Origin of the sequence: Lactiplantibacillus plajomi, from assembly GCF_005405405.1 — a bacterium.
GTDB lineage: Bacteria > Bacillota > Bacilli > Lactobacillales > Lactobacillaceae > Lactiplantibacillus > Lactiplantibacillus plajomi.
The window spans coordinates 1-13,805 of sequence record NZ_BJDZ01000008.1 but is presented as its reverse complement, the minus strand read 5'-3'; the positions used below and the strand labels follow the sequence as shown (position 1 = coordinate 13,805).

Here is a 13,805-nt window from a genome sequence, read left to right as displayed (position 1 = left end):
TTAGCGGAAACGCTGTATACTGCACTAGCTATCACTTGACGGGTTTGTTACAACAATTGGGTAACGGTAATACTGACCTTAGATTCTTCCGATAAATTCAATATAGCACACCATGTAAGCGATTGCAACGTCCCAAAAACAACCTGGGTCACAATCACAAACCCAGGTTGTCCGCATCAATCGCGCTTAAATAATTCAATTGTCAAATAACAGTGGTTCTTTCACTAACGACCTAACGGATCGCCGCAACGTAGTGGACTGCCCCACTGCGGCTTAGGTACCGGAGCCAAGTGTAGCCTTCCGCCCGTACCTTGCCGTCGTAATAAACGACGTCACCAGGGTAGTATTCACCGACCCGGGCTGCATGCGTACTTGGTGCCGTCCGAATATTGGTGGTGGTGGAAAAACGGAAACTACCACGGGTTGCGGTTACCGGACTGGTTGTCGTGGCGGTTGGCGCACCACCGTCAATTTCAACGTAGTGGGTCGCACCAGAATAAGACTGGTAACGGAGCCAAGTTTGTCCATTGACGGTTACTTTTGCATTGTAATAAACCGTATTACCCGTGTAGTAAGTCCCAACCGTCCGGGCATTGCGATCCGCGGCCGCCTTAATTGCCGTTGGTTTAGTAAAGCGGTAAGCACCCTTAGTTGCGGTAACGTGCGGCTTAGCAACGTTATTCGTCGATGCAACATCGCTCACCAAAACGTAGTGCGTGGCGCCGGAATATGCCTTATAGCGTAACCAGGTTTGATTTCCCACCGTTACCTTGGCGTTATAGTAAACCGTTTCGCCAGCGCCGTACGTGCCGACCGTTTGGGCACCGCTGTTAGCAGCGGTCTTAATTGCCGTCGTCCGGTTAAAGCGGTAAGCCCCGCTGACCTTCTGAATTTGTGGTTTAGGCGCCGCCGCGACAAAATCACCGCTAACGGCAACGTAATGGGTCGCACCAGAATAGGCGACGTACCGTAACCAAGTTAAGCCACCAGCCTGAACCTTCCCGTTATAACGAACCGTTTGGCCGGCACCGTACGTCCCGACAATTCCCGCGGACTTAGACGCGCCGTTACGAATATTGGTTTCGCGACTAAACTTGAACGTCCCCGAGTTAGGTAACCCATCCGCCGGGGTCGTTGGTGCTGGCGCTGGCTTACTTGGTGCCGGCGTCGCAACTTCGTTGATCAAAACGTAGTGTAAGCCACCTGAATAGGCCAAATATTGCAACCAAGTCTGGCCACCAACTTGGACCTTAGCATTGTAATAAACCGTTTGACCGCTTTCGTACGTCCCAACGACCGCGGAGTTCTTGTCCGCTGCAACGTGGATACTCGTTGGCTTAGTGAATTTGTAACGCCCGTTTTCTGCAGTCACGTGGTAATCACTAGGCTGACCACTAAGGGCTTCTTGATCCCAAGCTTGTAAACCGTATTGTTGAATCAGGTTAATCAGTGAACTAGCGTAAGTCGGCGAAGTTGCGTAACCATCCTGTTGCATCAACGTTGCGACCCGGCGGTAATCCGTAAGACCGAGTAGGTTCGCATAACGCGAATTTTCAACTAAAAACGCCCCGTGGTCTTCCAAACTGGCCGCCCAACTTGGATACTTCCGAAATGCCGCCGTCACCGTAATGTACTGTGACCCATTCCATTCATTGGTCTTAAAGTAAACTGACTGACCGTTATAACTGCCTTTAATCCCGAATAAGTTGTGACCACTTTGCGCTAACTGGGACTTGCCCCAGCCACTTTCAAGAATGGCTTGCGCCGCCGTCACTGACGGTAACACCCGGTACTTACGCCAAGTTTCAATAGCTCCCGCCTTAATGGCGTTCAAAAATTCTTGTTCGGAAACGACCCGGGTTGCCCCGGTGGTCGTGCGAACCATGTAATAATTGACGGCATTAGTCGTCTGAGCCGATTCCATCACCGGTTTCAACTGTTGCGTTGAGCTAACGGCCTTACCAACACTATTCTGGATTGTACTAGCAGGCTTAGGCGCTGGGGTCCCCGCGACACTCGTCGGCGTTTTTACAGGTGCAGTACTTGTCGCGTTAGCTGGTGCCGTCGATGCCGCCGTTGAACTAGCATCCTTAGCTGGTGCCGTCGATGCCGCTGCTGAACTAGCATCCTTGGCTGGTGCCGTTGAGACCGCCGTTGAACTAACATCCTTGGCTGGTGTCGTCGATGCCGCTGTCGAACTAGCATCCTTAGCTGGTGCTGTCGATGCCGCCGTTGAACCATCATCCTTAGCTGGTGCCGTCGATGCCGCTGCTGAACTAATATCCTTAGCTGGTGCCGTCGAAGCCACTACTGAACTTGTCGTTTCAGTGGCCGCGGGGGCGGTTGAAGCCGTCGTGCTCGTTACCGGCGCCGCAGAAACGGTCGGTGCCACTGATTCAGCTGAAACTGGTGCTTGCGTCGCACCGACTGAATCAGCCGCAACGGCACTCGTCGCTGATGTGCTGGTTGATTCGGCACTGGTGGGCGCCGTACTAGTTGCGGAAACGGCACCTACTGACGCAGCCGCACTTGTACTATTGGTTTTTAACGTTGTCATCTGTTCGCTAGTTGACGACGCAACGGGTTGAACTCGTTCAGTCGTGCTCGTTGCACTGTCTTTAGTCGTGGTGGCTTTACTACTGATCATCGGCAATAAAGCTGTACTTAGCATTAAAGATGCAACAATTTTTGTCATTTCCATTTTCAATTGTAAGTCCCCAAACTTTCTGTGATTTTTAACAATCCTACCAACAACTTAATTTCCAAAATCTTACTTCCAAAAACGCTGTACAACCCCTCAACTACACGGTTATCGTACCATTATCAGAATGGTGCTTCAAATCAAATAACGGAATATTGATTTATTTATATTACATTTTTTTACAGTTATGTGTATTGTGTATATTAAAAAAATTATATATAAATCACTTATATTTTCTCCGGTTTGTACGGATGCCTAAAATACCAATAGTTTACCCGTTTTACAATTCCCGTCAGATATAATAATTAAAATATAATGAGCGTTGCAAATATTACAGAGGTTTTCATCATCCGCGGATACCCGCCGCTATTTGTAACAAAAAAGTTAGCAAAAATCAGTTTGAATTAAAAAAATGTTGGTCGAATTTCAAAACAGTAATGACTTTTTTCTGAAAAGGCCGTCAAAATCGCTTACACTGACGCTAATTAATGATAAAATGAACATATTTATCAGCCACATCATACGGGGGTACGCATTATGTTACAACAATATCAAAATATTTTAGTACCAGTTGATGGCTCAAAAGCCACCGAAGAAGTCTTAAAACGGGGCATTGAAGTTGCAAAACGTAACCAAACCCATTTAGATATCCTCAACGTCTTAGAAATCAACCAATTTAGCGATACTTACGGCGGGGCCGTTAGCGGCGACGTCATCTATAAATTATCGGAAGACGTCCAGGAACGCTTGAAAGAACTCAAGCAGGAGGCGGAAGACGCCGGGGTAACCGACGTCGACATTCACGTGCGCTTCGGTAACCCAAAGACGGTCATCGCCCGTGAATTTCCGGCAGACCACCATAACCAGCTGATTCTAATCGGTTCAACCGGGCTATCCGCCGTTGAACGACTGGTTGTCGGCTCGGTTACGACTTACGTGAGTCGTAATGCCGTCTGTGACGTTTTGATCGTCAAACCAGCAACTAAGTAAGTGACTAGGCGAGGCCGTGACAAACGTCACGGCCTCCTTTCGTCTCTGAACAACCGTAATTAAAACGGGCACCAAAAGTCAGCCGACTTTTGGCCCCACTCGTTTTTCATTAACCATGAAAGGAGCCCCACCATGCACTGGACCTACTCGTTACCCATTCCCGCGACCCTTGATCAGCAAACGGTGCGGGCCTGCCTCAAAGCGTGGCTGATTCCTAAACGAATTCAGGGCCAACTTCGTCAGGGCCGCCGAATCATCGTCAACCAGCGACCGGCCTCGGTTGCGACCATTGTCCACACGAATGACCAATTAACGCTAGTTTTTGTGCCAACCGATTTTCGAACACCAAAGTCCGCGTACCTTCCCGATTCGACCCAGACGGTACCGATTTTGTATCAAAACGCTGATTTACTAGTGGTGAATAAGCCGGCGGGCGTTAAATCCCACCCCAACCAGCCGGGCGAGACCGGCACCCTGCTTAATTTTTTAGCAGCCCAAACGGCAGCCCAAGCCGGGGCGCCTTACATGGTCCACCGCCTCGATCAAATGACTTCCGGTGCAATGCTGGTGGCTTTAAATCCGGTTGTCGTCCCAATTTTAGACCGGCTCATTAGTAGTAAAGCCATCCGGCGCACATACCGCGCCTGGGTCCGCGGTCGGTTTGCGACCGACCGCGGGCAGTTCACCGCCCCGATTGGCCGTGACCCGCTGGATAAACGGAAGCGTTGGGTCAATACGGCGGACGCCCAACCCGCCGTTACCGACTACCAAGTCCTAACCACGGCTGGGGATCACAGCCTCGTTGAATTACACCTACACACTGGTCGTACCCACCAACTACGGGTGCACCTGGCCGCCAGCCGGCACCCGATCATCGGTGATCCGCTTTACGACCCGCTGGCGAAGCGGGCACCCCGGTTGCTCTTACACGCAATCGAATTGCAGTTAATCATTCCCTTCACGGGCGAAAGCGTACGTGTCAACGCCCCGCTCCCCGCTATTTTTAACGACCTAGAACGGTTGAAAACGTACTAATTAGAAAAGTCACCCCAACAGCGCCGGCACACTTGCCGCTGTTGGGGTGACTTTTTAACTTAATTCTTGTAAATTACTTTAAACCTTTCCATTGCCAATCGTTAACTTCCGGTAAATCGGTCCCGGCGTCACGAATGTACGCATGGTGTTTAGCTAGCATGTTGTCCATGTCTTGAACGAAGGCCGCCCCAGTTTCGAGCATTGCTGGTTGAGCGGCAATCGCCGTCTTGGCTAAGTCGAAACGGTCCATTTGGTTCATGACCCGCACGTCAAATGGTGTGGTGATATCGCCGTTTTCACGGTAACCATGAACGTAAAGATTATGGTTATGACGGTCAAAGAAGATGTCCCGAACCATGTCTTCGTAGCCGTGGAAAGCAAAGACAACCGGCTTATCCTTGGTGAAGTAGTGGTCAAATTCAGCATCGGACAACCCACGGGGATCCTTTTCAGGGTTCCGTAACTTCAAGATGTCGATCACGTTAATAAACCGGATCTTCATCGCTGGGAAGTTGTCGTGTAACAGCTGAATCGCCGCTAAGGTTTCCAGCGTTGGTTCCGTCCCGGCAGCGGCAAAGACGATATCTGGTTCGCTACCTTGGTCGGTACTTGCCCAGTCAATAATGCCGAGGCCGTTATCAACTAACTGCTTAGCTTCATCAATACTGAACCATTGTTGCCGCGGATGCTTGGAAGTAACCACGTAGTTGATCTTTTCCTGACTCCGTAAAACAACGTCGCCAACGGCTAACAAACTGTTTGCATCGGCTGGCAAGTATTCACGGATGTATTCCGGCTTCTTTTCAGCTAAATGGGTCAAGGCACCCGGATCTTGGTGGGTGTAACCGTTATGGTCTTGTTGGAAAACGGTCGAGGCCGCAATGATGTTCAGTGACGGGTACTTCTTACGCCAATCAAGTTCGTTGGCTTTGCGTAACCACTTGAAGTGTTGGGTTAACATCGAGTCGACGACCCGTAAGAAGGCTTCGTAACTAGCGAACAACCCGTGACGACCAGTCAGGACGTAACCTTCTAGCCAGCCTTCAGCTTGGTGTTCAGATAACTGAGCATCTAAAATTCGACCTGCTGGGGCTTCAAATTGGTCACTATCGGGGTGAATATCTTCCATCCACTGCCGGTTAGTTGCTTCAAAAATACCGTAGAGGCGGTTTGACATCGTTTCGTCCGGACCGAACAACCGGAAGTTATCCGGGTTCTTCTTGATGACGTCACGCAAGTAGTCTGACCAAACGATCATGTCCTGCTTTACGTTAGCGCCACGGTCCTTGGTATCCACAGCGTAGTCGCGGAAGTCCGGTAAGTTCAAGGCCTTCGGATCGACCCCACCATTGGTGATTGAGTTAGCCGCCATCCGGAGTTGGCCTTCGGGGATGATTGCTTTAATATCGTCCTTCAAAGTCCCATCATCATTAAATAATTCTTCCGGCTTGTACGACTTCAACCAGTCAACTAAGGCATCGGAATGTTCCATGTCATTTTGGTCAACGGGAATCGGAATTTGGTGCGCACGGAAGGAGCCTTCGATCTTGTCGCCGTCCCACGACTTCGGACCAGTCCAGCCCTTAGGTGCACGGAAGACGATCATTGGCCAAGTTGGTAAGCTGGCATCGTTATTTTCGCGGGCATTCTTTTGAATGGCCTTGATCTTTTCGACCGCTTCGTCCATGGCCTTAGCCATTGCTGGGTGAACCTTCTCAGGATCGTCACCTTCAACAAAAATCGGTTCCCAGTTCATGCTTTCAAAGTATTGCTTGATCTTATCATCGGGCGTCCGACCAAAAATCGTTGGGTTAGAAATCTTGAAACCGTTGACGTTCAAAATCGGTAATACCGCCCCGTCGTTAATCGGGTTGATGAACTTAGTCGACTGCCAAGAAGTGGCTAACGGACCCGTTTCGGATTCGCCGTCGCCAACAACTACGGCCGCAATTTCATCCGGGTTATCCAAGATTGCACCGGTACCGTGCGAAATCGAGTAGCCTAATTCGCCACCTTCGTGAATTGACCCCGGTGTTTCGGGTGCCGCGTGGGAAGCAACCCCGCCTGGGAATGAGAATTGCTTGAAGAGCTTTTGCATCCCTTCGACGTCCTGCGTGATTTCTGGATAAATATCAGTGTAAGTACCATCCAAATATGAGTTGGAAACCATCACTTGACCACCGTGACCGGGACCTTCAACGTAGAACATCTTTAAATTGTACTTATTAATGACCCGGTTTAAATGGGCGTAAATAAAGTTTTGGCCGGCAATCGTGCCCCAGTGGCCGATTGGGTGGACCTTAACGTCGCTAGCCTTTAACGGCTGTTGTAATAATGGATTATCTTTCAAATAGAGTTGACCCACTGAGAGGTAGTTTGCTGCCCGCCAGTATTTATCAACTTCTTGCAAATATGCTGGTGATGAGTAATCTGTTGCCATTTCAAAACACTCCTTAATTTGCGATTGACGATTTTCATTGAGTAATTGATATCGTTTATAGGTACTATTCTAACAACTCAACTTTAAAAGTCAACCTTTTTGTTAATTGGAACGGTCCAATTAAACGACCGGAAAATAAAAAATAGGCTTTAACTCTTGTTAAATCCCACTTTTCAGCACTTCTAAAACTTTATAAATTTGGCAATATTTTTGCAAAAACAATCAACACTTGGCATCTAACTGTTGGTTGAAACGAAGGTCGTATACTTCATATACTGATAATGTAAGCGCATATTTGAGACCTCGAACGGCGTGCCGTCGTCCAAGAAAAAGATCCCGCTCATGACCCCGACCGGTTCCGTTGGCTTTAGTTGCAATAACTGTTGATCGTTGTCGTTAGAACTATCCGCCGAGATTGATAGGAACGATTTAGTGACCGCCGCGTTAAGCGTTTCCTGAACGTAGTTAAAAATCGAACCACTGACCACTTGGCGGTTCAATTCTGGTACCAGCTTAATTGGAATGTAACCCGATTCAATCATGAACGGCTGGTCGTCCAGCAAGCGTAAGCGCTTTATTTCGTATACAAACTCGTCCGCTGTTAAAAATAGGTCCTGTTGCAACTCTTGACTTGCAGGAACCACCTTAAAGTCTAATAATTGAATACTGGGCTTGGCACCTTCCGTGTTCAAACTATCCGTAATTCCCAAGTTGGTACCCTCGTATTTAAATGAGGACTGGTTTTTGAGATATAATGGATTGATAAACGTTCCCGAACCACGCTTTTTGAAAATTAAGCCCTGGTTCGCTAACACGTTAAGGGCCCGCTTAATGGAACTACGGCTCACTTGATACTGCTCGCTGAGGCTGCGCTCGTCCGGCAACTTTTTATTGGCAAACTCATCAGCCATAATGCGTTTGTTGAGGTCGGTGATGACCTGTTGGTAGACTAAATCTGCCATGCGACTCCCCCCTTAAGTTATTATTGGTTGCCTTCAGTATAGCAGATTTTGAGCACTTCCGGTTAATTGAACCGGTCCATTTTAAAAATTGGAACGTATTTTATGTTTGTGAGGGATTTAAATGTCAAAGAAAAAGAAAAAAAACGCTGCTTTAGGTAAAACGCTGGTCGAAAAGATTCTGGATAAAGCCAACGTTAGCTACCAACAATACGAATTTCCGACCCAGGTCGAAGGCGACGTCGAACAGTTGCAAGTTGACCACCTCGGTGTGGATGAACACCATATTTATAAAACGTTAGCCCTAATCGGCAATAAGACCGGCCCGCTCGTCGGCGTCCTCCCGATTGACGAACACTTAAGTTATAAGAAACTCGCCAAGCTTTCGGGAAATAAAAAGGTCGGTATGATTCCGCTCAAGGACCTTGAGAAAACGACCGGCTACCAACACGGTGCCAATACACCGGTCGGGATTTGGGAAACTAAGAAGTTCCCCATCTACATTGATGAAATTGCCAAGCAACAAGGTAAAATTTTAGTTTCATCCGGTAAAATCGGCCGGTCGATCGAAATCGACGCGTCCGACTTACGTAAACTCGTTCACGGAACGTTCGGCGAAATAATGGAGTGATGACGTGGGCAACCTGCTGACGAACAACTTAATCGTACTAACGATCGTCATTGGTGTGCCGGCGGTATTTGCCTGGTTACTGACGCTGGTCAACCGGCGGAGCAAGGCCAACCTGGTCAACCGCTTCGGTATTAACAGTCAGGTGTACTGCGGCTTTTTAGGCATCATGCTCCACGAAATTAGCCACTTATTCGTCGCACTGATTTTCCGCCACGGTATTCAATCGGTTCGGCTGATCAAGTTACCGCACCTGCACGCCGACCAAACGGACGACTTGGCGCTGGGCTACGTCAACCACACCTGGAACCGCAACAGTCCGTACCAAGTTATCGGTAACTTATTCATCGGCGTCGCCCCAATTTTTGGTTGTACCGCCGCCCTACTTGGGTTGGACTTCTGGTTGGCGCCCGGCATCGGTCGGGCAATTGTCCACCTAGCAGCCACCCCGGAACAACTCGACTGGCAAGGAAGCTTACAACTGCTCATGACCAGTCCAACGAATTGGTGGCAGCTGGGACTGCTATTGCTACTCAGCCTCTCGATCATTCTCGGGGGCTTTGACCTCAGCCCCGCCGATTACGAAAATAGTGCGCTCGGCTTATACAGCACCTGCGGGGGATTAGTCGTGTTGACCAGCCTGGCGACCCTCATCGGTTGGACCGGCTGGATGGCGCCGCTCATCGCTTGGGGGCTAACCGTTGCCATCATTTTAGGCTCATCGCTGATCGTTTCAATTCTCGTCATGGTCCTGACGTTCAGCTTTACCGACCATTAATCTTACCAAAGGAGCACCCTATGAACCCAACAATTCAAACTTTAATGAATCACGTCTCGGTCCGTGACTTTGAAGCCACGCCGTTGACCGCAAAAGAAACCAGCCAATTAGTTGCTGCCGCCCAAATGGCTTCGACCTCCAGCTACCAACAAGCTTACAGTATTATCGGGGTGACCACCCCGGCACTCAAAGCAAAAATTGCCAAGCTTGCTGGTGACCAGCCATTCGTCGCGGGCGGCGAAAGTCTCTTCATTTTCTGTGCCGACCAGTACCGTAACCACCAGTTAGCTGAACAAAGCGGCGTTGACGTGGCGGACGCGCTAGCCGGAAGTGATGCCATGATCGTTGCGACGGTTGACGCCGCCCTAGCCGCCCAAAACATGGTAATTGCGGCCGAATCCAAGGGCTTGGGCGCCTGTTACGTCGGTGGTATCCGCGACGGGATCAGTGCGATTTCCGAACTACTCGAACTGCCCAAGGGGGTCTACCCGGTCTTCGGGCTGGTGATCGGTCATCCGAAGACGCGTAACGCGCCCAAACCACGCCTGCCACAAGCAGCCGTCTACCACGAGAACCACTACCAAGCAGACAAACTCAGCTTAGTGAACGACTACGACCGGGCGACCGCGGCCTACTATGACCAGCGAAGCGGCCACCCGGTGAACCGTAGTTGGTCAAAAACGGCCCTGAATAGCTACGTCGCACACCCGCGTCAACACATGCGCGATTACTTGCACCACCAAGGATTTATGACCCGTTAACTCAAAATGGCGACTGGGACTCCGAATTCGGAGCGTCCCAGTCGCCATTTTAATACGTTAATACTGATCGTCCGCTTGCCACTCCGCTTTAAACTGAGCAACAAACTCGCGCATGACCGCCGTTCGGTGCGCCGCTAACTGCTTGGCTGCCGCCGTATTCATTAACCCTTCCAACTTAAACAATTTTTCGTAAAAATGGTTAATGGCCGTCCCCGGCTGCTGTCGGTACTGCGCTTTCGTTAGGTGCTCCCGCGGTGCGATGGCCGGATCATAAATCGTTTCACCGACGTGGCCGGAATAATACAGGGCCCGCGCAATGCCAATCGCCCCGATAGCGTCTAAACGGTCGGCGTCCTGAACGATCTGTCCTTCCAAGCTCAAGTTCTGTGGGCCGTTAAACGACTTGCTAAACGACATGTGGTCGATAATATCGAAAATGGCCGCCTGGTCGGCTTCCGGCACCCGCCAAGTCGTCAACCGCTGCGCCAATTCTTGGTGCGCAGCGCTGGCATCCGTCACCAACTTATCATCGATCACGTCGTGCAACCAAGCCGCCGCTAGCGTCAAGTTCAGGTCGGCACCCTCCGCCGTTGCGAGCCGGTTAGCAAGCCGGTTGACCCGTTGCAAGTGGTCGCTACCGTGGCCACTATGGTCGTTAGCTAACCGCGCCAACGCAAACGTTTTAATCGTTGCTAGTTGTTCATTTGAAATCATTTTGTTCGCCCTATTCCTGAGTCTGATAGACCCGCCGTAATTTTTTGATGGTCCCGCGACTAAAGGACAGCCGGTCACCATTTTGCATCCGAACCCGTCCCTTATTGAAGTCCACGGTCACCACTTGTTCTAAGTTTAACGCGTAACTTTGAAACTCGTTAAAAAACCGGCCGTTGGTCAACTGAGCCTTAATGGTACTCAAATTTTTACGAACCACGTAAGCCTGGTCGGTCGTCACGATGCGGGTCGTCCGCAAGCCGTGAACTTTTTCGCAGTAAACGATGTCTTTCAAGTGCAAGGTTAATAACAACGCCCCGCTGCGAACCGTTAACGACGGCTCGGGACGTTGTTGGTATTTAACGAACCGCTTTTGGATCACCTGTAAGACTGCGCGTACTTCCGGAATAAAAGCCGCTTTATCAAACATGTGGGTCTTTGAAATAAAACCGGTTGGTGTGGTCATCGCACTCAGCGTTGCCGGCATCATATCATCACGAACCGTGACGTAAACGATAAAGCCGTCCGGATCGTAGTCCCTGATTTTAGACGCCAGTTGAATCCCATTAATTTCGCGCTGTAAAACAATGTCTAAGAAATAAATATTGGGACCGCTACTTTCTTTAACGGCTGCTAAAACGTCGTTGGGTTGCCAAACGCTCGCCATTTGATAGTCAAAATGCAGCGCGTCTAACTGGGCCGTAATGATGTCCGTTAACCAGAGACGTTGCGGTTCCTGATCGTCGCTGATAAACACCTTCATGTCAATCACTCTTCCTAATCGTTAAGATAGTTCCCAAATAAACTAACGGGAAGTTTTTGGTTCATCTTAATCGTCATTTTAGTTGGTTGCAATTATCTTTTCCTCGTTTAAATGATACTAGAGCTGTTCGTTAACGGCAACTAAAAACGGGAATTGATCACCGCTTCCGGCCACGCCTTCCCGTTAAATCCGCTACTTTTCAATTTGTTTCGGGGTGACCATCGCCTGGTTGATTCGTAGCAATTCATCCGTCCGCAACTTGGTCACGATCAACTGTGCCGCCGCCGCGGTCAGGCTTTCGCTTGGGTTAGCGTCGGAAACGCTTACCGGTGCATCGGGATCTTTTAATTGGCCAGTTAAGGCTTCGATGAAGTTATCGTACGCCCGCTTCGGGTACCCGGTCGCCGTGACCTGGTCAATCCCCCGGCGAATCTGATCCAACGGGTAACTTGATTTGAGGAGACTGATGACAATAATGTCGGCGAGCTGCATGATTTGATACTTCTTTTTCACCGGTGACAAAATCACTTTATGCTTGACGTAATTATTGATCATGGCGGCGGTCACGGGATCAACCCCCAGCGGTTGCAAGGTTTCGTTAATGAGCAGTAACACCTGATCCATGTACAGGTCGAAATTCGGGAGCTCCGTCCATTTCGGTAACACGACCTTGCGCATCCGTTGACGCCACGCTTCGTATGTTCGTTCCGTCATCTAAATCCCTCCTAACTTATTACCATCATTATATACAGATAAACTAGTCTTGTAAACTAGATAACGTTAAAACAGCTCTTTACCGCTAATGGGGGGTTCTATGGTATTATTTATGAATGACGTGACAAATCTCTAGAAAAGTAGGTCCACTAATTATGTATGAAATGACCAAGAAATTACGCGTCGGTGACGACGTCAAAGCCCGGGTTCCCCAAGCCGTGATTGCCGGTTTATGGGACCGGTTGAAAGCCATGCGGCAGGAAAAGATTCTGATCGACGCCACCATCGCCGTCATGTTTAGCGATGATTACGAAGACGACAAGATCTTCTTTATGACCTTGCAAAAGGCCGGTTCGTTCGCAAAGGAATACGAGATGGCGTACAGCGGTCCTAAGGACTTTCTCGGTAAAGGCACTATCGTGATTATTAAAGACCGTCCCAAAACGATTCAGATGAGTCTTTCGGACGCCAATAAGCAAGCCGAAGCGCCCACGGAAGAATCCTAAGTACGACAAAAATAAGCCCTTGGAGCCAACCTGGTTCCAAGGGCTTATTGCTTGCCTCATTGAATTTCAATGTGACCCGCTTGATCACGGACCTTTTTCGGCAAAGTGACCGTTAATAACCCGCCGTGGTAATGCGCACTAACCCGGTCTGCAACCACGTTAGTCAGCCGAAAACGACGGGTTAAGCGACTGGCTCGCCGCTCACGCCGAAGTATCCGACCGTCGTCATCGAGCACCTCACCCGATGACTGACTGGCCGTAATTGTCAGGGCATCGTCACGATAAGTTACCGTAATGTCTTCCTTATCAAAACCGGGTAATTCAGCCGTTACGGTATAGGCGTCATCGTGAGCAACCACGTCCGTCCGCATCACTAGTAACGAATTCACGGCATTTTCAACGTCGTGCTTAGTCCGACTAGCAAGTTGAACGGGCCATAAGCTTTTCAACTGGCGCTTGATTGAGAACTGGAACATGGCAAAACCTCCACGTAATTAATTAATAGGCCTTCTGGTGAATGGCGTCCGCAAGTAATTGGAGTGCGTTTTCCCGCTTACCGACTTGGTCCATATCAAAAATGATTGAATCAATGTCGCCACCCTTAAAGTCAAACTGTTCAAAATAGATGTAAGGGTCTTCATTCTCGACCTTTAAGAAGGCGTCTGAGATTTTCTTTTCAAATCCTTCCGCCCAATCTTCATCATCCATTTGATTGAAGTCTGGTCCCCTGTCAATAAAATAGACAATTTAAATAGAGACTTTTTTGTCCTATGCCACGACTAAATTTTGAATTTGAGTTTGATACTCATCTTCAAGTTG

At 49.3% G+C, this 13,805-nt stretch carries 14 protein-coding genes; 6 read left to right on the top strand and 8 right to left on the bottom strand.

Features of this window, described 5'->3' with window-relative positions:
* Positions 1–232: 232 nt before the first annotated feature.
* Positions 233–2,695: a glucosaminidase domain-containing protein gene (locus tag FFM82_RS04525; protein ID WP_345368672.1), complete on the bottom strand. Its 2,463-nt coding sequence runs from the start codon at positions 2,693–2,695 to the stop codon at positions 233–235.
* A gap of 543 nt (positions 2,696–3,238) precedes the next feature.
* On the opposite strand from FFM82_RS04525, the gene FFM82_RS04520 reads away from it, so the two are divergent.
* Together FFM82_RS04520 and FFM82_RS04515 are read left to right on the top strand one after the other, a co-directional pair.
* A complete protein-coding gene (locus FFM82_RS04520; protein WP_137644684.1) occupies positions 3,239–3,691 on the top strand; it encodes a universal stress protein in 453 nt (150 codons plus the stop codon).
* 132 nt (positions 3,692–3,823) lie between these two features.
* A complete protein-coding gene (locus FFM82_RS04515) occupies positions 3,824–4,726 on the top strand; it encodes an RluA family pseudouridine synthase (RefSeq protein WP_137644683.1) in 903 nt (300 codons plus the stop codon).
* A gap of 73 nt (positions 4,727–4,799) precedes the next feature.
* On the opposite strand, the gene FFM82_RS04510 is transcribed toward FFM82_RS04515, so the two are convergent.
* Both FFM82_RS04510 and FFM82_RS04505 read right to left on the bottom strand, forming a co-directional pair.
* Complete coding sequence (locus FFM82_RS04510) at positions 4,800–7,166, bottom strand: phosphoketolase family protein (protein WP_137644682.1); 2,367 nt, start codon at positions 7,164–7,166, stop codon at positions 4,800–4,802.
* 236 nt (positions 7,167–7,402) lie between these two features.
* Complete coding sequence (locus FFM82_RS04505) at positions 7,403–8,128, bottom strand: GntR family transcriptional regulator (protein ID WP_137644681.1); 726 nt, start codon at positions 8,126–8,128, stop codon at positions 7,403–7,405.
* A 121-nt stretch (positions 8,129–8,249) separates the two neighbouring features.
* Here FFM82_RS04505 and ybaK point away from each other — a divergent pair, with 121 nt between their 5' ends.
* From ybaK to nfsA, 3 genes are read left to right on the top strand one after another with little or no spacing between them, the layout of a single operon-like run.
* The gene (gene ybaK, locus FFM82_RS04500; RefSeq protein WP_137644680.1) at positions 8,250–8,756 is read left to right on the top strand and encodes a Cys-tRNA(Pro) deacylase; all 507 of its coding nucleotides are present in this window, start codon (positions 8,250–8,252) and stop codon (positions 8,754–8,756) included.
* 4 nt (positions 8,757–8,760) lie between these two features.
* The gene (locus tag FFM82_RS04495; protein WP_137644679.1) at positions 8,761–9,531 is read left to right on the top strand and encodes a hypothetical protein; all 771 of its coding nucleotides are present in this window, start codon (positions 8,761–8,763) and stop codon (positions 9,529–9,531) included.
* 20 nt (positions 9,532–9,551) lie between these two features.
* Positions 9,552–10,292 (top strand): oxygen-insensitive NADPH nitroreductase, encoded by a 741-nt coding sequence (gene nfsA, locus FFM82_RS04490; protein WP_137644678.1) that lies wholly within the window; start codon positions 9,552–9,554, stop codon positions 10,290–10,292.
* Positions 10,293–10,349: 57 nt separating this feature from the next.
* Here the strand turns inward: nfsA and FFM82_RS04485 are convergent, their stop codons facing one another.
* The 3 genes from FFM82_RS04485 to FFM82_RS04475 form a co-directional block, all read right to left on the bottom strand.
* The gene (locus FFM82_RS04485) at positions 10,350–11,006 is read right to left on the bottom strand and encodes an HD domain-containing protein (RefSeq protein WP_137644677.1); all 657 of its coding nucleotides are present in this window, start codon (positions 11,004–11,006) and stop codon (positions 10,350–10,352) included.
* A gap of 10 nt (positions 11,007–11,016) precedes the next feature.
* A complete protein-coding gene (locus FFM82_RS04480) occupies positions 11,017–11,766 on the bottom strand; it encodes a LytR/AlgR family response regulator transcription factor (RefSeq protein ID WP_137644676.1) in 750 nt (249 codons plus the stop codon).
* Between the two features lie 192 nt (positions 11,767–11,958).
* Positions 11,959–12,480 (bottom strand): DUF1836 domain-containing protein, encoded by a 522-nt coding sequence (locus FFM82_RS04475; protein ID WP_137644675.1) that lies wholly within the window; start codon positions 12,478–12,480, stop codon positions 11,959–11,961.
* A gap of 155 nt (positions 12,481–12,635) precedes the next feature.
* Here FFM82_RS04475 and FFM82_RS04470 point away from each other — a divergent pair, with 155 nt between their 5' ends.
* Positions 12,636–12,986, top strand: a complete 351-nt coding sequence (locus tag FFM82_RS04470) for a hypothetical protein (RefSeq protein WP_137644674.1) — start codon at positions 12,636–12,638, stop codon at positions 12,984–12,986.
* Positions 12,987–13,042: 56 nt separating this feature from the next.
* Here the strand turns inward: FFM82_RS04470 and FFM82_RS04465 are convergent, their stop codons facing one another.
* Positions 13,043–13,462 (bottom strand): Hsp20/alpha crystallin family protein, encoded by a 420-nt coding sequence (locus FFM82_RS04465; RefSeq protein ID WP_137644673.1) that lies wholly within the window; start codon positions 13,460–13,462, stop codon positions 13,043–13,045.
* A gap of 22 nt (positions 13,463–13,484) precedes the next feature.
* Positions 13,485–13,694 (bottom strand): hypothetical protein, encoded by a 210-nt coding sequence (locus tag FFM82_RS04460; RefSeq protein WP_225425618.1) that lies wholly within the window; start codon positions 13,692–13,694, stop codon positions 13,485–13,487.
* Between the last annotated feature and the right edge of the window lie 111 nt (positions 13,695–13,805).